This window comes from Stenotrophomonas sp. YJH_SMC_29, assembly GCF_059371235.1.
The window spans coordinates 90,264-109,767 of the sequence record NZ_JCAFUK010000017.1; the positions used below are offsets into that span (position 1 = coordinate 90,264).

The 19,504-nt window shown below is 66.4% G+C and carries 16 protein-coding genes; 7 read left to right on the forward strand and 9 right to left on the reverse strand.

Going from position 1 to position 19,504, the window contains the following annotated elements:
* Nucleotides 1–109: 109 nt before the first annotated feature.
* Nucleotides 110–979 carry an EamA family transporter gene (locus tag AC5P9I_RS17090; RefSeq protein WP_235645355.1) on the reverse strand — a complete coding sequence of 290 codons (870 nt, stop codon included), beginning with the start codon at nt 977–979 and terminating at the stop codon, nt 110–112.
* Between the two features lie 72 nt (nt 980–1,051).
* On the opposite strand from AC5P9I_RS17090, the gene AC5P9I_RS17095 reads away from it, so the two are divergent.
* From AC5P9I_RS17095 to fhuE, 3 genes are all read left to right on the forward strand, one after another.
* Complete coding sequence (locus AC5P9I_RS17095; protein ID WP_053461375.1) at nt 1,052–1,525, forward strand: Lrp/AsnC family transcriptional regulator; 474 nt, start codon at nt 1,052–1,054, stop codon at nt 1,523–1,525.
* Nucleotides 1,522–2,079, forward strand: coding sequence for a M23 family metallopeptidase (locus AC5P9I_RS17100; protein ID WP_057495001.1), 558 nt, complete (start codon nt 1,522–1,524; stop codon nt 2,077–2,079). The genes AC5P9I_RS17095 and AC5P9I_RS17100 overlap by 4 nt, the downstream gene beginning before the upstream one ends.
* A gap of 184 nt (nt 2,080–2,263) precedes the next feature.
* Nucleotides 2,264–4,423, forward strand: a complete 2,160-nt coding sequence (gene fhuE, locus AC5P9I_RS17105) for a ferric-rhodotorulic acid/ferric-coprogen receptor FhuE (RefSeq protein WP_495217375.1) — start codon at nt 2,264–2,266, stop codon at nt 4,421–4,423.
* Nucleotides 4,424–4,526: 103 nt separating this feature from the next.
* Here fhuE and AC5P9I_RS17110 read toward each other — a convergent pair whose 3' ends face one another.
* The gene (locus tag AC5P9I_RS17110) at nt 4,527–7,337 is read right to left on the reverse strand and encodes a TonB-dependent receptor (RefSeq protein WP_401738489.1); all 2,811 of its coding nucleotides are present in this window, start codon (nt 7,335–7,337) and stop codon (nt 4,527–4,529) included.
* A gap of 311 nt (nt 7,338–7,648) precedes the next feature.
* Between AC5P9I_RS17110 and AC5P9I_RS17115 the strand changes: the two genes are divergently transcribed.
* A complete protein-coding gene (locus AC5P9I_RS17115) occupies nt 7,649–8,536 on the forward strand; it encodes a hypothetical protein (RefSeq protein WP_130768659.1) in 888 nt (295 codons plus the stop codon).
* A gap of 54 nt (nt 8,537–8,590) precedes the next feature.
* Here the strand turns inward: AC5P9I_RS17115 and AC5P9I_RS17120 are convergent, their stop codons facing one another.
* A complete protein-coding gene (locus tag AC5P9I_RS17120; protein WP_049466446.1) occupies nt 8,591–8,998 on the reverse strand; it encodes an ExbD/TolR family protein in 408 nt (135 codons plus the stop codon).
* Nucleotides 8,999–9,149: 151 nt separating this feature from the next.
* Between AC5P9I_RS17120 and AC5P9I_RS17125 the strand changes: the two genes are divergently transcribed.
* Both AC5P9I_RS17125 and AC5P9I_RS17130 read left to right on the forward strand, forming a co-directional pair.
* Nucleotides 9,150–11,135, forward strand: coding sequence for a transglycosylase SLT domain-containing protein (locus tag AC5P9I_RS17125; RefSeq protein ID WP_074726591.1), 1,986 nt, complete (start codon nt 9,150–9,152; stop codon nt 11,133–11,135).
* Between the two features lie 206 nt (nt 11,136–11,341).
* The gene (locus AC5P9I_RS17130) at nt 11,342–12,562 is read left to right on the forward strand and encodes a multifunctional CCA addition/repair protein (RefSeq protein ID WP_049466442.1); all 1,221 of its coding nucleotides are present in this window, start codon (nt 11,342–11,344) and stop codon (nt 12,560–12,562) included.
* A gap of 79 nt (nt 12,563–12,641) precedes the next feature.
* Here AC5P9I_RS17130 and AC5P9I_RS17135 read toward each other — a convergent pair whose 3' ends face one another.
* The 5 genes from AC5P9I_RS17135 to AC5P9I_RS17155 all read right to left on the reverse strand — a co-directional run bounded on the left by AC5P9I_RS17135 (nt 12,642) and on the right by AC5P9I_RS17155 (nt 15,244).
* Nucleotides 12,642–13,076: an SseB family protein gene (locus tag AC5P9I_RS17135; RefSeq protein WP_005419309.1), complete on the reverse strand. Its 435-nt coding sequence runs from the start codon at nt 13,074–13,076 to the stop codon at nt 12,642–12,644.
* 84 nt (nt 13,077–13,160) lie between these two features.
* A complete protein-coding gene (locus AC5P9I_RS17140; RefSeq protein ID WP_235645368.1) occupies nt 13,161–13,520 on the reverse strand; it encodes a helix-turn-helix domain-containing protein in 360 nt (119 codons plus the stop codon).
* Nucleotides 13,517–13,819 (reverse strand): type II toxin-antitoxin system HigB family toxin, encoded by a 303-nt coding sequence (locus AC5P9I_RS17145; protein WP_049466440.1) that lies wholly within the window; start codon nt 13,817–13,819, stop codon nt 13,517–13,519. The genes AC5P9I_RS17140 and AC5P9I_RS17145 overlap by 4 nt, the downstream gene beginning before the upstream one ends.
* A 49-nt stretch (nt 13,820–13,868) precedes the next feature.
* A complete protein-coding gene (locus tag AC5P9I_RS17150; RefSeq protein WP_049466438.1) occupies nt 13,869–14,207 on the reverse strand; it encodes a hypothetical protein in 339 nt (112 codons plus the stop codon).
* Nucleotides 14,204–15,244, reverse strand: coding sequence for a S41 family peptidase (locus tag AC5P9I_RS17155; RefSeq protein ID WP_049466436.1), 1,041 nt, complete (start codon nt 15,242–15,244; stop codon nt 14,204–14,206). Before AC5P9I_RS17155 ends, AC5P9I_RS17150 begins: the two co-directional genes overlap by 4 nt.
* Nucleotides 15,245–15,617: 373 nt before the next feature.
* On the opposite strand from AC5P9I_RS17155, the gene AC5P9I_RS17160 reads away from it, so the two are divergent.
* Nucleotides 15,618–16,052 (forward strand): hypothetical protein, encoded by a 435-nt coding sequence (locus AC5P9I_RS17160; RefSeq protein ID WP_049466433.1) that lies wholly within the window; start codon nt 15,618–15,620, stop codon nt 16,050–16,052.
* An 88-nt stretch (nt 16,053–16,140) separates the two neighbouring features.
* Here AC5P9I_RS17160 and AC5P9I_RS17165 read toward each other — a convergent pair whose 3' ends face one another.
* Nucleotides 16,141–19,167, reverse strand: coding sequence for an autotransporter family protein (locus AC5P9I_RS17165; RefSeq protein ID WP_049466431.1), 3,027 nt, complete (start codon nt 19,165–19,167; stop codon nt 16,141–16,143).
* Between the last annotated feature and the right edge of the window lie 337 nt (nt 19,168–19,504).

Below are 19,504 nucleotides of genomic sequence, written 5' to 3' on the forward strand. Positions count from 1 at the left end.
CCGCCGCCCTGGTAGGTGCGGACCGTTGGTCCGCACGCTTCGCGCCGGCCGCCGCCGGGCGCCCCCTAAATCAGGGCATAAACGACTTAATCCCCTCCGTCCCCTTTTTTCAGGCGGTGACGGGTGCCTTCAGGCGCCGCGCGGTCATCGTGCTGCCCACCGAGGCCAGCACCGTGCAGCCGATCGCCAGCCACTGCAGCCCATGCAGGTGCTCGTGCAGCAGCAGCATGGCCCACAGTGCGGCCACCGCCGGCTCCATGCTGATCAGGATGCCGAACGTCTCCTTCGGCAGGCGCTTGAGCGCCATCATTTCCAGCGACATCGGGATCGCGCTGGAGACCAGCGCCACCAGCAGGCCGGCGGCCAGGATCCTCGGGTCCAGCAGCGCCGCGCCGGCGTGCACCACCCCCACCGGCACCACCACCAGCGACGCCGCCAGCAGCCCCAGCGACACCGAATGCCCGGCGTGCAGGTGGCCGGCACGCTTGCCGAACACGATGTACAGGCCCCAGCACGCCGCAGCACCCATCGCATACAGCACGCCGGCCGGATCCAGCGCCGGGCCGCCGCCGATCGGCAGCAGCAACAGCAACCCCACCGCCGCACAGCCCACCCAGAGGAAATCGATCGGTCGTCGTGACGACAGCATCGCCACCGTCAGCGGCCCGGTGAACTCGATGGCCACCGCGATGCCGAAGGGAATCGTACGCAGGGCTATGTAGAACAGCAGGTTCATCAGGCCCAGGGTGAGCCCGTAGCGCAGGATGGTGATCGCATCCGCGCGGCCGGTCTTCCAGCGCCACGGCCGCCAGAACAGCAGCAGCAACAGGGCCGAGAAGCCCACGCGCAGCGCGCTGGTGCCCTGCGCGCCGATCAGCGGGAACAGGTTTTTTGCATAGGAGGTGCCGATGGCCAGCGAGGTGACCGAGCCAAGCACCGCCAGCGCCGGCAACATCGGCGCGAGTCGTGGGGTCTGCATGGGCAAAGTCTATTGCGCCGGCGCCGAGCACTTGGCTCAATTGACGGCCCGTTCGTGCAACTTCTGCTCGCCATGGCCACCGCCCCCGTGCTCGACAGCTTCGACCGCGCCATCCTCGACCTGCTGCAGCGGGACAACACCCTGCCGCAACGCGAAATCGCCGAGGCTGTGCACCTGTCCGCGCCGGCCGTGCAGCGCCGCATCAAGCGCCTGCAGGACGGCGGCGTGATCGCCGCCAACGTGGCGGTGGTCGACGCGGCCAGGGTCGGGCGACCGCTGACCATCATCGTCGAGGTGCGCGTGGTCAGCGAGCAGCGCGACCGCGTGGCACCGTTCAAGCGCCGCGTGCAGGACGACCCGGCGGTGCAGCAGTGCTACTCGATCACCGGCGATGGCGATTTCCTGCTGCTGGTGTCGGCCGCGTCGATGGAAGAGTACGAGGCGATCACCGAGCGGCTGTTCAGCGCAGATGACAACATCGAGCGCTTCCGCACATCGGTGGCGCTGGGCACGTTGAAGCGCAGTTTCGAGGTGCCGCTGGCATGACATCCGCTGATTCCCCTTCCGCGGCCCGCCGCCTGCGCCGCTGGCTGCTGCGCGGCCTGTGGCTGGCCGTGGCCCTTGTTGCGGTGATGGCGGTGTGGAACAGCCCGTGGGCGGCCGCACCGAAGATGCTGTGGACACTCTCGCGGATGCCGCCGGCCACCGGACTGCCGGTGCCCGTGGACGGCGTCAGACCCGGGCAGATCGCCGATACGTTCGGCGCACCGCGCGGTCGCGACCGCTCCCACGCCGGCATCGACATCTTCGCCAGGCGTGGCACCCCGGTGCGCAGCGCCACGCCTGGCGTCATCGCCGACGTCCGTGAGGGTGGCCTCGGCGGGCGCCAGGTGTGGGTGATCGGGCCCGGTCGCGAACGCTACTACTACGCGCATCTCGAAGACTGGGCGGAGGGCCTGGCGCGCGGCCAGGTGGTCCAGGCCGGCGACCTGCTCGGCCACGTCGGCGACAGCGGCAATGCCAAGGGCACGCCCCCGCACCTGCACTGGGGCATCTACGGCACCGACGGTGCCCGCGATCCGCTGCCACTGCTGCGCTGACCCCAACTGTTGCGTCGGGCCCTGCCCAAGCGCCTTCCTCGCTCAGGATTTGTAAATAGGAATAGTTCGTATTAACATTTCTTTCGTTTCCGGTGGTGCCAGGACGGCCTGCCCGCCCTTCCCCTACCCGTAGCGCCTCGCCTCCTGGATGCCGGCCGAGCGCGCGTGCTCGCCCAGGACCCCCATGACCCGTTCCGCCCTCCGTATCCCGCAGCCGCAGCGGCTGTCCGTTGCCGTGCTCGCCGTGCTCTGCAGCGTGGCCCCGGCCGCCTTCGCCGACACCGCCGCCGACCCGACCACGCTGGACAAGGTCGTGGTCAAGGGCGAACGCGCCGAAGGCTATTCGGTGCGCCGCACCTCGGCCGGTACCCGCTTCGACCTGGCGCCGCGCGAGATCCCGCAGTCGCTCAGCATCATCAGCCACCAGCGCATCGAAGATCAGAAGCTGGACGACATCATCGACGTGCTGGCCAACACCACCGGCGTGACCAGCACCCAGTCCGACAGCGAGCGCACCGAGTTCTACGCGCGTGGCTTCTACATCGATGCCTACCAGTTCGATGGCCTGCCCACGCAGATGGTGCAGAACTGGAGCTACGGTGACTCCGGGCTGGACCTGGCGCTGTATGACCGTGTGGAAGTGGTGCGAGGTGCCACCGGCCTGCTCAGCGGCGCCGGCAACCCGTCCGCGTCGGTGAACCTGATCCGCAAGCACGCCGACAGCGCCGAGCTGGCCGGCAGCGTGTCGGTGAACGTGGGCAGCTGGGGCCGCACCCGCACCACCGTGGATGTGGGCAGCGCGCTCAATGCCAGCGGCAGCGTGCGTGGGCGCGTGATCGGCAGCTATCTGGATACCGATGGCCAGATGGACCGCTACAACCAGCGCAAGACGCTGGGCTACGCCGTCATTGATGCCGACCTGACTCCGGACACCCAGCTGAGCGTGGGCTACGACTACCAGCAGAAGCGCGCCAATGGTGCGACCTGGGGCGGTTTCCCGATGCTGTATTCGGATGGCTCGCGCACCGGCTACGACGAATCGTTCAACGCCAGCCCGGAGTGGACCTATTGGGACACCACCAGCAAGCGGGCCTTCGCCACCCTGCAATACGCCTTCAGCAGCGGCTGGAAATTCAAGGTGGGCGCCACGCACGATGAGACCAGGGCCGACGACAAGCTGTTCTACCCCGCCTACAACGACTGGACCACGGGCGCCTCGAACTTCGACCGGGCCACTGGCGCGGGCATCTCGCCGTCCGCAGGCCTGTACAACACCGAGCGCAAGGTCACTGGCGTCGACGGCTACGTGGATGGCCCGTTCCAGCTGTTCGGCCGCGAGCACCAGCTGATGGCCGGCCTCAGCTACAACAAGCGCGAGTACGCCAACTACGGCGACTACCAGGTCGGTGGCCCGGGCCAGACCTGGGATCCGTTCGCCAGCTATCTGAACTGGACGGGCAAGATCGGTGAGCCGAACTGGAACCCGCTGGCCCTGGCCAGCGAGGGCACCATCACGCAGAAGGCCGGTTACGCGGCCGCGCGCCTGTCGCTGGCCGATCCGCTGAAGCTGATCATCGGCGCACGCTACACCGACTGGAAGAGCGAGGGTGAAGGCGCCGACCGCGCGCACAAGGTGACCACGCCGTACGCTGGCCTGGTCTTCGACATCAACGGGACGTACTCGACCTATGCCAGCTACACCGAGATTTTCCAGCCGCAGACGCTGAAGGACCGCAATGGCAGCTACCTCGATCCGGTCGATGGCAAGAGCTACGAGGTGGGCGTCAAGGGCGCGTGGTTCGACAACCGCCTGAACGCCTCGCTGGCCGTGTTCCGCATCGAACAGGACAACGTCGGCCAGGCCACCGGCGAGCCGGTGCAGGGCAGCCAGAACGAGTTCGCCTATCGCGCTGCACGCGGCACCGTCAGCCGCGGCTTCGAGTTCGAGGTGAACGGCGAACTCGCCCCGGGCTGGAACGCGACCTTCGGTGCGTCGCGCTATGTGGCCAAGGACATCAACGGCGCCGACATCAACACCAACCTGCCGCAGACCGCGCTGAAACTGTTCACCAGCTACACCCCGCAGTCGCTGCAGGCACTGACCGTCGGCGGCGGCGCCAACTGGCAGAACCGCATCTACTACCCGGTGCCAGCCTACGGCCGCATCGAACAAAGCGGCTACGCGCTGGTCAGTGCCTTCCTGCGCTACCGCATCTCGCCGGAGTTCAGCGTGCAGGCCAACCTCAACAACCTGCTGGACAAGAAGTACCTGTCGCAGGTCAACGGCTACGGTGCCTACGGCGATGGCCGCAATGGCTCGCTGACGTTCACCTGGGCGTTCTGATCAGACGCGGGGTACGACCACCCCGCGCCTGTTGAGCCGAGCGCGGGCTCGGCTCTACGCCCGCAAGGCAGCGCCGGAACTGACCGGCGCTGCCACCGTCACATCAGAACCGCAGGTCCGCGCGCAGGTACCAGTAGCGGCCACGCGGGATGTCGTAGGTCGAGGCGTCATACCCGTTCAACGAACACGACAGGCAGATCGGCGGATCCTTGTCGAACACATTGTTCAGGCCCGCGGTCAGCTGCAGCCCCTTCATCCAGTCGATCTTGTAGCCCACCTGCACGTCGTGGAAGGTGGTGGCCGAGAGCGTGTTGGTACCGGCGGCCTGGTTGCTGCAGACCGGGAATGCCACCGCATCGCCACAGTTCTCGGTCAGCTCGGAGATGTGCCGCACCGTCCAGTTCGCACTCCAGCGGTCCAGCGTCCAGCCGATGCTGGCGTTGCTGGTCCACTCTGGAATGGAGCTGTCGGCCACTTCCACGCCCGGCTTCTGCGGCTGCTTCTGCCCGGCCGCGCCGGTGGCTTCGTAACGACCGACGAAGGTGTTCTTCCAGGCCAGCTTGAACTGGCCGACCGAGGTCTGCGGCAAGGTCCAGAACAGGTCCACGTCCCAGCCATCGGTCTTGATCGAGCCCAGGTTGGTCAGGCGGTTGTTGAAGCTGCTGACCGCGCCGGTGCTGGCGCGGGTGATGCCACCGCAATACAGCGGGTCAAGCGTGTCCACGCACAGGTCCAGCTGGGTCTGGGCGTTGATGGCCTGGATCGCACCATCGATGGCATGGCGGTAGAAGGTCACTTCCACATCGAAGCGCTCCGACCAGGACGCGTTGTTGCCGAACCACGGACTCCACACGAAGCCGGCGCTGAAGCTGCGCGAGCGCTCCGGTTCCAGCTCGCGGTTACCGCCGGTGGTCACAGAGATCTGCGAGTTGGCCTGCTGGAAGCCGGCCGGGACGCCCAGCGCAGCACAATTGGCGGCGCTGCCGCGCGGCGCGGTACCGCCCAGGCCCACCGAGCACGGATCGAACAGCTGCAGGTCGGCGCGTGCGGCCGAGCCGTACAGCTCGCCGATCGATGGCGCCCGGAAGCCCTCAGCGTAGGTGGTGCGCAGCACGAAGTCGTCGGTCACCTGCCAGCGCAGGCCGTACTTCGGGGTGAACTCGCCACCGAAGGTGGAGTAGTCCGAGTAGCGGCCGGCCAGGCTCAGGTCCAGCTTCTTGCCCAGCGGCGAGTCGGCGAAGATCGGAACGCTCAACTCCAGGTACGCTTCGTTGACGTCATACGAACCGGACGTCGGCTGCGACGGCACACCGTTGTAGTGGCCGATCACCGTCAGCGGGTCGGGCTGGTACCAGCCCTTGTACTTGCGGTACTCGTAACCGCTGGCGAACGATACCGGACCCGCCGGCAGGGTGAACAGGTCGCTGGACAGGTTGGCGGTGAACAGGCTCAGCTCGTTCTGGCTGCGGTCGCGCACCACCGGCTGGATCCACTTCAGCATGTCCGGGGTGATCGAGCCGGCGCCGCCGAAGATGTTCAGCGGCACGCAGCCCGGCGTGGCCGCACACACCGCTGGATCGCCCAATGCCAGGTTGACGTTGTAGATGTTGTAGCTGCCGTAGTTGGTCTGTTCGGCCTTGTTCTTGCTGTACATGCCGTTGACGTCCCAGTACCAGCTGCGGTCGGCGGCATGGAAGTTGCCGACCAGGCCGGTGGCCACGTAGGTGGTGTTGACCTCCTGCTTGAACACGCGTGCCCCGCCCTCCACCGGACGGCGGCCGATCAGGCTCATGTTGTCGCCGGACACCAGATCGAAACCGAACGGGTTGTACGGGTTCAGGCGCGAGACCACGATGTTGTCGGCCAGCGGGTTGCCGGTGGCGCCGTCAGGACCGAAGAACAACGGCTCCGGTCCGGCCTGGTTGGTCGACTCGCGGCGGTTGCCCAGCGCCTTGATGTACCACTGCACGTTGTCGGTGATGTCGAAACGGAACTGGCCGAACAGGCCTTTGCGCTCCGACGGCGTGAGTACCATGTTGTATTCGGCGAAGTTGAAGCGGTCGGCGGTGGTGAAGCAATGGTAGTCATCGCTGCGGTTGCAGCCGGCGCTGCCGTCGTACCGTGGATTGCTGACACCGCTGTTGGGCACGATGTTCTGCACCGCGCCGGTATTCGGATCGGTGAACATGAAGCGGCCCTGCGGGATGCCACCGCTGCCGAAAGCCAGGCCGGTGCCGGGAATCGGGAAGCGCGACTGTTCGCGGTCCTTGGCGAACACCGGATCCTGCTTGGTCCAGCTGGCGCCCAGGAACAGGCTGAAGCGGTCGCCGCTCTTGCCCCAGGCCAGATCCACGCCCTTCTGCGTGCCGTCGCCCTTGCTGTACTCACCATAGTTCAGGGTCACCTGGCCGCCGTCGAAGTCGCGGCGGGTGATGATGTTGACCACGCCGGCGATGGCATCGGAGCCGTACAGCGACGATGCGCCGTCTTCCAGCACCTCGATGCGTTCGACGATGGCCAGCGGGATGGTGTTGAGGTCGGTGGCGGCACCCACACCCGATGCGGACGACTCGTTGACCCAGCGGATGCCGTCGACCAGCACCAGCACGCGCTTGGCACCCAGGTGGCGCAGGTCGACCTGCGCCGAGCCGGCACCCACGCCGCTGCCATCCGGCGGGAAGCCGAAGTTGCCGGACGAATTGAACTTGGCATTGAGCGCCGAACCCGAGCCGGTCAGTTGCTGCAGCACCTCGCTGATCGAGTTCAGGCCGGTGCGTTCGATGTCACCGCGGGTCAGGGTCTGGATCGGGACCTGGCCCTCGACTTCAGCGCGCTTGATGCGGGTACCGGTGACTTCCACCGCATCCAGGTTGGTGGTGGATTGTGCAGCGGCACCCAACGGGGCCAGGGCCATCACGCACAGCGCGACGGCAACCGCCAACGGGCGGTGGTGCAGGTGATTCATTCGCTCTCTCTCTCCAAAGGAATGTCGGGACATGGACTGCCGCGCTCCCCCCTGCATGGCGGCAGCGTCTCCTTTGTAAACAAGTGGTAAAAATCGCGACGTGACCGGCGACACCTTTTCACGCAACCCTGACGAATGAACCATCGGCATCCGCAATTGGTTCAATATCTAGGAATTATTTTAAATTCCAGACTTTTGCCAGCTTGAACCACGAATCGGGCAGAGACTGGGACCTCCGACGCTCAAAGCGAGGTCCAATCGTGAAAGCAACTACTGCCAGACTGCAAGCAGCGATCATCGCACTTGTCTTCTTTTCATTTGCAGGTGAATCCGAAGCAGGCGGCCTCATCGAATGCAACAATTGCGTATCGCCCAAATCCGTCGCTCTACAGTCTGGATCTGGACTCACAGTGATAATTGACTTCGAAAAAGCACAACTGACTGCATTCGATGTTGAATATGATCGGGAAATGAGAAAATGGAGAGCCCTTCCAACCCCCGTACCCAGCCAGATCCAAATGGCATTTCTCCGGATTGTGGAAAGCGTATCTGGCGTTAGTGATCAGCCGAGCCACGCTTTTCCAGATGCGGGGGGAGGCGCAATGGTTCCCCTCCACCCCGACAATCCGGGGAATTCCAATGGGATGCGATTTCCAGAGTCATACAAATCGTCCGACGCGTTCGAGATCGTCAGCTCGGCGACCATGAGGACGCGACTAGGCCAGTATTTGGCCCTAGAAATCGCAGGGGCCAATACAAGCAACCCAGCGTGGAACAGCTTCGCGCTTTCCATACAGCAATTTTCGCTCAACTGGGCAAGCATAAAAGGGGGCGGATCAGTCAATATAGTAATTACTTGGAGAGACGGATCAAAAACCCTCTATCGAATCACCCCTGATAACGTAGCAGAGGCCAAATACCAGAAAGGTGAGAGCCGGGACGGCACTGGAAACAAGGTCCCAGATGAGACCATTGCAGACCCTGTCACGGCTCCTTCTTACGCTGGACAGTACTACTTCCGCCACGACGGCGACGTCGACAAATGGGTCCGCACTGCTCAGATGTATGGTGTGCCGGTCCAACGCGGGTCCAGCAGTCGGATTTCCTGCAGCTGGGACGGCCGCACAGTCTATTGCCAGCAATACTGACTAAAGGTGGACGCTGTTGAGGCACACCGCCCCCCCAACAGCGCCCCATCCATCTCACCGCACGAAGGCAATCCGCTCCATGCCGGTCGCCTCGGCCGCAGCCAATATCCGCGCCATGCCTTCGTACTCGGCCGCCGGATCGGTGGCGATGCGCAGCTCCGGCAGGTTGCCGGCATGTTCGCCCACCTGTGCCTGCAGGCGCGCCTGCAGCTCACTGATCGCCATCGGCTGGCCATTCCAGCTGAGCTGGTTGCCAGCGTCCAGGCGCAGCTCGATCGGCGGGGGCGGTTCGGGACGGTCAACCACGCGATCGGTGGCCTGTGGCAACTGCACGGCGATTGGCCGGGCCACGATCGGCGCGGTCACGATGAAGATGATCAACAGCACCAGCATTACATCCACCAGTGGCGTGACATTGATGTCCGCCAGCGGGCCGCTTCTTCCTGCGCTACTGAACGCCATGTGCCGCTCCCTGCAGCCGGGCCGTTCGCCCAAGGCCGACGTTACGACGACTGTCACCCGCTGCGGCAGGGGCTTCTACGGATTCATTCAGCTGTCGTTGCCGACGCCCGGCGTGCACGCAATGCGAAACTGAATTCAGCCACCGCCCGCTATGCTGCATGCCATGACCCGACGATCTCCGACCGCCCTGTCCCTGCTGCCCTTGGCCACCACGCTGCTGATCGGCTGCGCCAATGCCCAGTCCCTCGACGCCCAGAACGCGCAGTTGAAAGCCGCGATCGCGGCCGCCGAACGCGGCCAGTTCGATCCTGGCCAGGCCGCTGCGCTCAGCCGCCACCCGGCATACGGTTGGCTGGAGTACGCCAACCTGCGCCGCAACATCGACACCGTCGATACCGCGCAGGCACAGGCCTTCCTCAAGCGCTATGAGGGCCAGGCCGTGGCCAGCACGTTCCGCAGCGTGTGGCTGCCCTCGCTCGCCCGCCGCCAGGACTGGCCGACCCTGCTGGCCAACTGGGCGCCCACCGATAACGCCGGCCTGCGCTGTGCGCAACTGACCGCGCGCCAGGTGACCGGCAAAGTCGATCCGCAGTGGATCAGCGAAGCGCAGGAGCTGTGGCGCAAGAACGGCAAGCCGCTGCCGGACAGCTGCGATGCGGTGTTCACCGTGCTGCAGGCCCAAGGCGGCCTGAGCGACGCCCTGCGCTGGGAACGGATCGATGCCGCCGCCGACGCGCAGCAGCCCGCCGTGATGCGCAGCGCGGCCCGCGGCCTGCCTGCCACCGATCTGGCACTGGCCAACACTTACGCCGCGTTCGTCGACAAGCCCAACGCCAGCGCCCTGAACTGGCCGCGCAACGAGCGCAGCCGGCGCATCGCCACCGATGGCCTGGCCAAGCTGGCCAAGGCCGACCCGGCCGCCACCGAACAGCAGCTGCCGCAGTACGCGCAGGCACTGGGGCTGAGTGCCGACCAGCAGGGCCAGGTGCTGTACCAGATCGCGCTGTGGACGGTGGCGTCCTACCTGCCCGATTCGGCACGCCGCCTCAACGCGGTGCCGGAGTCGGCCTATGACGAACGCCTGCACGAGTGGCGCGTGCGCGAAGCGATGTCGCGCGGCGACTGGCCGGCGGCGCTGACCGCCATCCGCAAGATGGGCAGCAAGCAGCGCAGCGACCCGCGCTGGCGCTACTTCGAAGGCCGCATGCTGGAGAAGACCGGCCAGGCCCAGCAGGCGCAGCCGCTGTTCCGCGAAGCCGCACGCGCACCGACCTTCCACGGTTTCCTCGCCGCCGACAAGCTGCAGCAGGGCTATACCCTGTGCCCGTGGAAGCCCAACGACAGCGCGCAGGCACAGGCCGTGATCGCGCGCGACCCGGCCATCCAGCGGGCGATGGCGCTGTACCAGATCGACCGCGCCGGTTGGGCCGTGGCCGAATGGAACAGCGCGCTGTCGCGCTTCGATGACACCCAGCGCCGCCTCGCCGTGCGCGTGGCGCAGGACAACGGCTGGTTCGACCGTGCCGTGTTCGCGCTCGGCAAGCAGCCGCAGGAACAGCGCCTGTACGACCTGCGCTTCCCGCTGCACCACGACGCCACCATCCGCCGCGAGTCGGCACGCAACGCGATCGATCCGGCCTGGGTGGCGGCGGAGATCCGCGCCGAGAGCACGTTCACCCCGCGCGCGCGCTCGCCTGCCAACGCCATGGGCCTGATGCAGGTGCTGCCGGCCACCGGTGCCAGCGTGGCCAAGTCGATCGGCCTGACCGGCTACGGCGGCGCCGACAGCCTGTACGACCCGGACACCAACATCGCGATCGGCACCGCCTACCTGCGCCAGCTGATGAACAAGTACGACGGCCTGCCGTACGTGACCATCGCCGCGTACAACGCGGGGCCGACGCCGACGGCACGCTGGCAGGGCCAACGCCCGGGCTTCGATCCGGATCTGTGGATCGAGACCATCAGCTACAAGGAAACCCGCGAGTACGTCGCCCGCGTGCTGGCCTTCAGCGTGATCTACGACTGGCGCCTCAACGGTGATGCACTGCCGCTGAGCGACCGCCTGATGGGCCGCCTGGTGGACAAGCGCAAGCGCTTCAGCTGCGCGGCCGACGCCGAGCAGGGCGGCGATTGATCGCAACACGGTACTGCCGACCGCTGGCCGGCATTCCCCCGTGTCCACGCCCTGGAGAGTGAAACGATGAGCCTGCTGGCCTGGGTCAGGCTGGCCGCTGTATCCGTAGTGCCGGCCGCTGGCCGGCAGCTTCGGGGTGACTGCGGTTGCCGGCCAGCGGCCGGCACTACCGGTGCATCTGCACCGGGCATGCGATGATTCCCGCCATGAAGATCTATCTTGTCGGCGGCGCCGTGCGTGACCGCCTGCTGCAGCGACCTGCCGGCGACCATGACTGGGTGGTGGTCGGTGCCACGCCCGCGCAGATGGAAGCGCAGGGCTACACCGCCGTCGGCCGCGATTTCCCGGTGTTCCTGCACCCGAAGACCGGCGAGGAATACGCGCTGGCGCGCACCGAGCGCAAGTCCGGCCGTGGCTACCGCGGCTTCGTGGTCGATGCCGACCCAGCAGTGACGCTGGAAGAGGACCTGCAGCGCCGCGACTTCACCATCAACGCGATTGCCTGCGACGAAGACACCGGCACGCTGGTCGATCCCTACGGCGGTGTGCGCGATATCGAGCAACGCGTGCTGCGCCATGTCGGCCCTGCGTTCGTGGAAGATCCGCTGCGCGTGCTGCGCGCGGCGCGCTTCATGGCGCGCTTCGCGCCACTGGGCTTCACCGTCGCCGAAGAGACCATGGCACTGATGCGCGAGGTCGCCGCCAGTGGCGAGCTGGACGCGCTGGTGTCCGAGCGCGTCTGGCAGGAGCTGCGCAAGGCGCTGGTCAGTGAGCGGCCCTCCGCGTTCCTGCGCACATTGCACGATGCGCATGCACTGGGCCCGATCCTGCCCGAGCTGGAAGCGCTGTATGGCGTGCCACAACGTGCCGAATTCCACCCCGAGGTCGATACCGGCATCCACCAGGAAATGGTCAGCGACATGGCTGCCAGGCTGGCGCCGGGCGATGACCTGGTCGGCTTCGCGGCCCTCACCCACGACCTCGGCAAGGGCCTGACCCCGCCGGAGGAATGGCCGCGCCACATCATGCACGAGCAGCGCGGCATCAAGCCGCTGAAGGCACTATGCGCGCGGTTGAAGATTCCCGCCGAACACCAGCAGCTGGCTGAAGCGGTGTGTCGCGAGCACTTGAACGTGCACCGCATCGACGAACTGCGCGATGCCACCGTGCTGGAACTGCTGGGCCGCTGCGATGCGCTGCGCCGGCCGGAACGCGTGGCCCGCATCGCACTGTGCTGCGAGGCCGACAAGCGCGGCCGGCTCGGCTTCGAGGATGCCGACTACCCCCAGGGCGAAACGCTCAAGCGACTGCACCAGGCGGCGCTGTCAGTGCAGGCGCGGGATCTGGATACCACGCACCTGAAGGGCCCGGCCATCGGCGAAGCGCTGGCCAAGGCGCGCGTAAAAGCCATCGCCGCCGCCCGCTGATCCGCAACCGCCGTGGCGGCCGCGCACCGACTCCCACGGGTAGTGCCGGCCGCTGGCCGGCACCCCTATATCACTGGCTTCAGTGCGCCATCCCACGGGTGATCGCCGCCGCACGCTGCTTCAGCTGGGCCACGGCATCGGGAATCATCTCCATGCCCACGTCCAGGCCCGGGTTCAGCACCAGGCCGACGCCGTCGCCGATACCGGCCAGCAGCGCATGCACTGCGATCGGCATGGCATGCGCAAACTGCGGCAGCTGCTCGTGCCACAGGCCGGCACGCTCGGGCGCGGTGAACACCGCGAACATCGGCTCGCCGCTCTCGCTGGTCAGCACCAGCGGCGAGATGCTTTCGTCCCAGGCGCCATCCTCACCAATGGCCTTGTCCAGCAGCACGAACGCCGTCGAGGTCAGCAGGCCATCGAGGAACTGCGCTGCGGTCAGCGTGCCGTCCTGGGCCTGCAGCAGGCGCACCTCGAGGTCGTTGAGGGGTTCGAACGGGGTGTCGTGGTCCATGGTCGGTTCCGGTACGTGGTTGCAGGCTGCAACTTTAGCAGGCCGGGCACGAGGCACGGCAGCGCCTCGGCAGGGACACCGGCTTCAGCGGCCGATGAGGCTTTCCGCGGGAATGCCCAGGTTGCGGTGAAGCTTCCGGATCATTTCCAGAGTCAGACCGCGCTTGCGATTCAACACCTCATAGACACGGTTGAGCTGGCCGATGGACGGCACCAGATCCTTCACGGTCAGACCGCCCTGCTCCATGCGGAAGCGGATTGCGTCGATGGGATCTGGCGGTTCGATCGGGAAGTGCTTCGCTTCGTAGGCTTCAACCAGCGTTACGAGAATTTCGAATCGATCGCGCTCCTCGCTGCCCGGCTCCGGCTCGTTGTCCACGTAGGCCGAAATCTCGCGCAGCGCATTTTCGTAGTCGTTTTCCGTACGGATGGGCTGGATGTTCATAGAAGCTCCACAGTGTCGGCGTCGATCCGGTCGTACTCGGCGTGGGTGCCAATGAACTTGATGTAGACCACCTGAAACCTGTAACTCACAGCGACGATGAGCCGGTAGCTGTTGCCCTTCATGTTGAACACCACACGACTGTTCGCCACGAAACTTGCGCTTGCATAACGTTGGCGTACGTCGTGCGGCGTGTCCCATACGGCGTGCCTGACTTCGTCGTACCAGGACCTGAGCACTGCCTCCGAATCAGGGTGACGTTCCCATAATCGTTTCGGCGTCGCCAAAGCAACCACCTTCATCCGCACATCCTAGTCCCAATATGGGACATAAGCAACCGTTTCATCTTCATCAGCGGCCGATATAGCCGTGCCGCCATAGCCAGCCCAGCGCGGCCAACCCGGCCACGCCCACCAGCATCAACGGCAGGCCGAAGCGGTGCTGCCACGGGATCGGCACCCCGCCCAGCTGCTGGTCCATGGTCTCGGTATCCAGCACCCAGCCGTGCTCGCACCGGGTACAGGCCAGCTCGTAGCGGCGCTGGTAGGTGAACCCGAACAGCAGGTCGATGCGCGCCATCTTGTAGCGCAGCTGCGGAGCGAACTCGGTTTCCGTCTGGCAGCGCAGGCAGTGGTGCGCTTCGGTGGGGCCGACGATCAGCACCCGTTCCTGTTGGCCGATCAGGATCATGTCCGGTTGCCCCGGCAGGTGGGCTGGGCCAGCAGCCAAGCCTGGGCGGCGGCGACGGTGGCCGCGTCACCCTCCACGCGCTGGTCGGGCTCGATCTTCAAGCCATCGCCACGATCATTGCGGTCCCGCATCACGCTGGTGGTCAGCAGCAGCGCGCTGCCATCAGCCAGCGGCCGCATCACGTTAGCGGTGGACAGCCCCGAGGTGGGCTGGCCGAAACTGCGCGTCTGCGGCCGGCCGCGGAAGGAAAGTACGGTGGCCTCTCCGGAGCTGGCAGTGCGCGGGCCGGTCAGCACGGCGACCGGCGCGCCCGGATGCTTGAGCAGATAGCCGGGCCCACCAAGATCGATCCGCACGCGATCGCCAAGACGCACACTGGATGAGGTCAGCTGCCAGAGCGACGGACCATCTGCGGCAGCGAAGGAACCCACGTTCTCGTCGGCGCTGGGCGTGACGCGCAACAGCGGCGCCACGCCTAGCAGCATCGACCACATGTTGCCACCGGTGTTGTCGCGCAGATCGACAATCCAGCCGCAGCGGCTGCCGTTGTCCTGGTCATCGATGATCGCCTGCCAGCGCTTGGCACGCTCCTTCATCTGCTGGTGCGCCGTCGGGCCCTGCATGACACCGTAGCCCTCGATCTCCACCCAGCCGATGCGCGGGTCCGGTGCTCCGGCCAGGGACGTCGTTGCTTTCGGAGCCGCTGCCGCTGCGCCATTGGCGCGCTCCAGGCGTTCTGCCTTCGCCTGCAGCTGCTTTGCGCTGATCCAAGCGCCGTGCCCGCCGGAACTGCGACCGATGGCCTGCCGGAGCACTGCGCGGACCTCAGCCGGGTCGTTCTGCGCCGCCTTCAGGCGCGTGCGGATGGTCCGCCAGTCCACCCGGTCGCGGTACAGCGATTCCTTCTCCAGCATGTCCAGCAACTGGACCTGTGCCTGTGCTGTCGGCAGGTCGATGGCGTCTGGTGCCACGGCCTGTGCGGTGGTGCAGAACAGGGCGCCCAGTGCAGTGGCCATCACGCGGAGATCAATAGACATTCGACGTTCCTTCGTCGTGAGCAAGTACCGCAGCATACGCGCTTGCCGCCGCCGTTGCGTGTCGGCTTTGGCACTCCCCATACGGGGCCTGATTTACAACTTTGCTCATGTCGTTGTTCGAGTGAAAGCGCGAAGTTGGCTGTGCCAACGTACGTTGCGCTGGCCGGGATTGGCGTCCCGAATCAAACATCGAAGCGATCGATTTGCCGCATCAGCGGCAATCGCGACAATGCACCGGCTTGCCCATGGTGGGCGGTGCGTGGGGATCCTCGTGATCCGTCGGCTTTTTCGCTTTGATTTTGACCGGCACGCCAACCCGCACCGCCCGCCACCTTGCGCTTTGCAGGTGGCTTTGCCTCGTGAGGTTGCCGCCATGAACACGCCCCACCCCACCTATCCACGCCTGCAGGCATTGCTCGGCGCTGCACTGCCCGGCCTGCAGCTGTCCACTGCCGTCGCCGAAGCGTTGGAAGATGCTCTCGCCGAAGCCAACGAACAGGCGCCGCCGTCGGCGTTCTTCGCCCGGTTGCGCGGCATCGCGCACAGCCACGCAGCCGACGGCCAGGCGTGGCGCGAGCGGCAACTCAGCGAGGCGCGCGGCCGGGACCTGGCGGAGGCAACGCGCTGCCTGGCGGCAGTGTCTGCGTGTGGGGGCGTGTTGCTGGCGGCGCAGTCGGCACGCGAGATGGATGATGCGCAGGCGCAGTGTCCGCCGCAGGTGGAGGAAGGCTTGCTGCACGCAGTGGTGGTATTGGCCGATCATGCCGGAGCGTTGGTGGAACCGGATGCGTGCGCACCGCTGCTATAGAGCTGCGCCTATGCCCGGCTGCGCAGAGGTCATGGCGTGGGTGGGATTCGTGCCGACCAAGGTCGGCACCTACCCAAGGTTGCGGTTGTCACCAGTCCGCGCGCAGGCCGATGTTGCCTTCGATGATGCGGCGCTTCTCGTTGCGGTCGCCGCCCAGCTCGCGCGTGTAGTCGGCGACGGCGTACGCACTGATGGTGCGGTTGAAGCGCCCGACCACACCCACACCAGCTTCCAGCGCGCGTGAGCGCTGCGAATTGACGATCACGTCGTCGTCGAAGCGGATACGGTCTTCACCGGAACCACCGTGCCAGTAGTTGAGCTTGAAGTACGGCTGCCAGCCGTTGTCTGCCAGCTGGTAGTCGCCGACCAGGCGCAGGCCGATGCGGCCGGTCCAGGCGTTGTCGTTGTCGAAGCGCACACTCGATACTTCATCGCGACGGTCATCCAGCGAAGTGCGCTGCCAGATCACCTGCACCTGCGGTTCCAGCCACCATGCGGACTGCCCGAAGTGCAGCAGCGGCTTGCCCGCCTCCACCGACACGCTGGTACCGTCGCCGCTCAGGCCGAAGCCGAGCCCACGCGAGGAACGCACGCGGCCGTCGTAGCGGCTCTGCATCGCCACGGCGTCGATGTAGCCGCCACTGCTGTCGGTGAACGTCCAGTACAGGCCCACGTGCTTGTCATCCAGGCGGTTCTGGCCTACCTGCACGTTCTCCCAGCCCAGGGCCAGGCCGGTGGTCTTGCCCTGCGCGCGGGTGCGGCCAACGAATACGCCGATCTGGTTGCGGTGGTTGTCAGACGCCGCAGCCCACACGTCGAGGCCGGCCTGCAGGCCCATCACATCGCCATCGAAGCCCGGCTGCGCATCCCCCTTCCAGTGGATCTCGCTGCTCTGCCCCACCAACCGGCCCCAGGCGGTGCGGAATGCGCCCTGGTTGTACAGCAGGCGCTGCTCGCCCTGCCGCTCGTGGAACGTGCCGAGACTGGCCAGCGAGGTCTCGCGCAGCAGCGGTGGCACCACCGCGTAGGCGGCGGCCTCCACGCGGTACAGCGGCACCACCGCGCCTTCGGCCGGGCGTGCACCCGGCGTTGGCGGGGCGCCGGTACCGGGCAGCGCACCGCCGGCCACGGGCACATCCGGCACCGCCGGATCGCTGGGCGGTGCCACCGGCGCCGGTTCCGGTGGCGGCGGTGGCGGCGCGGTCTCGCCGGCGGTCAGGTCAGGATCGGTGGCGCCTTCCGGTGGCGGCGGCGGTGCCGGGGTGATCGCCGGCGGCGGTGCGACCGGCGGCGTCAGCGGCGGTGGCGCTGCGCTGCCATCACCGTTGGGTGCCGGCGTTGGCCCGGTCACCAGCGTCGATCGCAGGTACCAGTTCTCGCTGGTGCCGGCGCTGACACCGCCCTTGAACAGGAAGTACTCGTAGGCACCGGCCGCGACCGGCGCAAACAGCGAGAACGCGCCCGGCGCGGTGCGGCCACCATTCAAGGCCTGCACCACCAGGATGCCATCGGCCAGCGTGGCGGCACCGCTGCCGCCCGCATTGAGCACGCCGATGCCGGTGGTGCCGGTGGCGGAACCGCCATCGATCACCAGGCGGTCGCTGGTGGAATTGTCTGCGCCCAGCACGGTGCGCAGGTACAGGCCACCGCCGTCGCCGCGATAATTGCCGCGCACGGTGAACACGTCGCCTGCGCCGGTGCCGGTCAGGTCGATGCGCCCGGCATTGACCATCTCCACCAGTGCACCACTGTTGAACGGACGGATGGCATGGCCGCCACTGCCTGCATAGACAGTGCTCGTGTCATCCACCGTGAGCGTGCCGGTGCCGGTACTGCTGTCGCCCAGCACCAGATCGCCATCGAAGGTCAGCTCGGTGCTGTTGGCCAGGCGCACCGTCTCCCAGTTCTGGAAACGGCCCACGCCGGCGGTCTTGACGTTGCTGAGGTTGAGCTGGTCGATGCCGCTGCCACCGTCGAACAGCGGCACCGCCCCCAGGTTGCCCTGGTTGAGGTTGCCGAGGGTGGCGACGTCGTTGTCCGGCCCCATGTCGATCGCACCGTAGACGATGCCACCGCCATTCCAGTTGAAGGTGTCATCGCCGGTACTGAGCAGCACCTGCCCGCGCACGGTGCCGTCGGTGATGGTCACGCTGTCGTTGCCGCCGCTGACGCTGATGTTGCCGCCGATATAGGCCGTGCCAGAAATGATGATGGTGTCGGTGTCGAAGCCGGTCACCACGTTGCCATCCACGGTACCGCCGGACTGATCCCACAGGTTCTTGTCCAGCTTCATGTTGACGCGGCCGATGCGGCCTGCGGTCATCCAGGCCTGGTCGCCATCCTCGAACGCACCGATGATGCGGCCACCGCTCATGCGGAAGGTATCGATGTTGTCGCCCTGCTGCAGCGCACCGATCGTGCCGCCACTCATGACGAAATCATCGCGGCCACTGCCCTGCGCCACCACGCCGGTGACGGTGCCACCGGTGACGGTCATCTGGTCATCGCCACTGCCCTGGTCGACGCTGTCGATCGTACCGTTGCCCAGCACCAGCACGTCGTTGCCATCGCCCTGCAGGACGCCGCCGCTGATGCTGCCGGCCTGCATGTCCAGGCGGTCATTGCCGGCACCGAACTGCACGCCGGTGCGCCCGCTGATCGTTCCGCGGTTGACCAGCGCGCTGTCGCCCGCGCCGACGAACTGCAGCGCGGTGTTGTTACCGGTACTGATGCTGCCCGCATTTTCGACGCGGCTGCCACCACCGAGCTGGACCGCCACGCCGCCCACCGAACTGATCGTGCCCAGGTTGGACAGCAGGTGCCCACCGGCCCCGACAAGCGAAATCGCGCTGCTGCCACCGCTCTGCTGCAGTTGTGCCGTGTTGGCGACAGTGACGGTGATGCCGGCGGCGCCATTGGCGGTGACGGGCACGGTCTGCGGGTTCGGCGCGTTGGCATCGCAGGTGACCGCCTGGCCGGCGACGGGGGCGACGCTGTCACAGCCGGCCCAGGCGGCGCTGGCGGTCAGCAACATGACGGACGGAACAGCCAAGGCCTGCAATACGGAAGCAGCGAGGCGGCGCATACGCACTGCGCGCGGCACGGCATGGGACATACAGCACTCCTGGCAAGGGATCAGGAACTGCGGATATGCGGCACTGCGAGCGCAGTCTGCGCCGTGGTGAATGGTTTCGTCAGGTGAATTTGCGTGCCGCTCATCACAGTTCAGATGCGAACTTGATCGGGCATCACCTGGCCTCTACGTGCCTGAAATCGTTCATTTTTGCGGCAATCACACGCCACGCGGAGAGCATCCACGCATGGCGTGGATCTTATCTCTTGCCGATCTGGCACCTTGTGTGCCGAGAGCCCGGCGTGGGCGACCGTGTGGATCCAGGTCTTGCGACCGAGAAGTAGCTTGGGTCCCCACGCCGGATTCTCCCTGAACCGCC

Bases quoted from the DNA above. Each gene is read 5' to 3' on its own strand.
- AC5P9I_RS17090 (WP_235645355.1), bottom strand. From the start codon at position 979: ATGCAGACCCCACGACTCGCGCCGATGTTGCCGGCGCTGGCGGTGCTT.
- AC5P9I_RS17095 (WP_053461375.1), top strand. From the start codon at position 1,052: ATGGCCACCGCCCCCGTGCTCGACAGCTTCGACCGCGCCATCCTCGAC.
- AC5P9I_RS17100 (WP_057495001.1), top strand. From the start codon at position 1,522: ATGACATCCGCTGATTCCCCTTCCGCGGCCCGCCGCCTGCGCCGCTGG.
- fhuE (WP_495217375.1), top strand. From the start codon at position 2,264: ATGACCCGTTCCGCCCTCCGTATCCCGCAGCCGCAGCGGCTGTCCGTT.
- AC5P9I_RS17110 (WP_401738489.1), bottom strand. From the start codon at position 7,337: ATGGCCCTGGCCCCGTTGGGTGCCGCTGCACAATCCACCACCAACCTG.
- AC5P9I_RS17120 (WP_049466446.1), bottom strand. From the start codon at position 8,998: ATGGCGTTCAGTAGCGCAGGAAGAAGCGGCCCGCTGGCGGACATCAAT.
- AC5P9I_RS17125 (WP_074726591.1), top strand. From the start codon at position 9,150: ATGCTGCATGCCATGACCCGACGATCTCCGACCGCCCTGTCCCTGCTG.
- AC5P9I_RS17130 (WP_049466442.1), top strand. From the start codon at position 11,342: ATGAAGATCTATCTTGTCGGCGGCGCCGTGCGTGACCGCCTGCTGCAG.
- AC5P9I_RS17135 (WP_005419309.1), bottom strand. From the start codon at position 13,076: ATGGACCACGACACCCCGTTCGAACCCCTCAACGACCTCGAGGTGCGC.
- AC5P9I_RS17140 (WP_235645368.1), bottom strand. From the start codon at position 13,520: ATGAACATCCAGCCCATCCGTACGGAAAACGACTACGAAAATGCGCTG.
- AC5P9I_RS17145 (WP_049466440.1), bottom strand. From the start codon at position 13,819: ATGAAGGTGGTTGCTTTGGCGACGCCGAAACGATTATGGGAACGTCAC.
- AC5P9I_RS17150 (WP_049466438.1), bottom strand. From the start codon at position 14,207: ATGATCCTGATCGGCCAACAGGAACGGGTGCTGATCGTCGGCCCCACC.
- AC5P9I_RS17155 (WP_049466436.1), bottom strand. From the start codon at position 15,244: ATGTCTATTGATCTCCGCGTGATGGCCACTGCACTGGGCGCCCTGTTC.
- AC5P9I_RS17160 (WP_049466433.1), top strand. From the start codon at position 15,618: ATGAACACGCCCCACCCCACCTATCCACGCCTGCAGGCATTGCTCGGC.
- AC5P9I_RS17165 (WP_049466431.1), bottom strand. From the start codon at position 19,167: ATGTCCCATGCCGTGCCGCGCGCAGTGCGTATGCGCCGCCTCGCTGCT.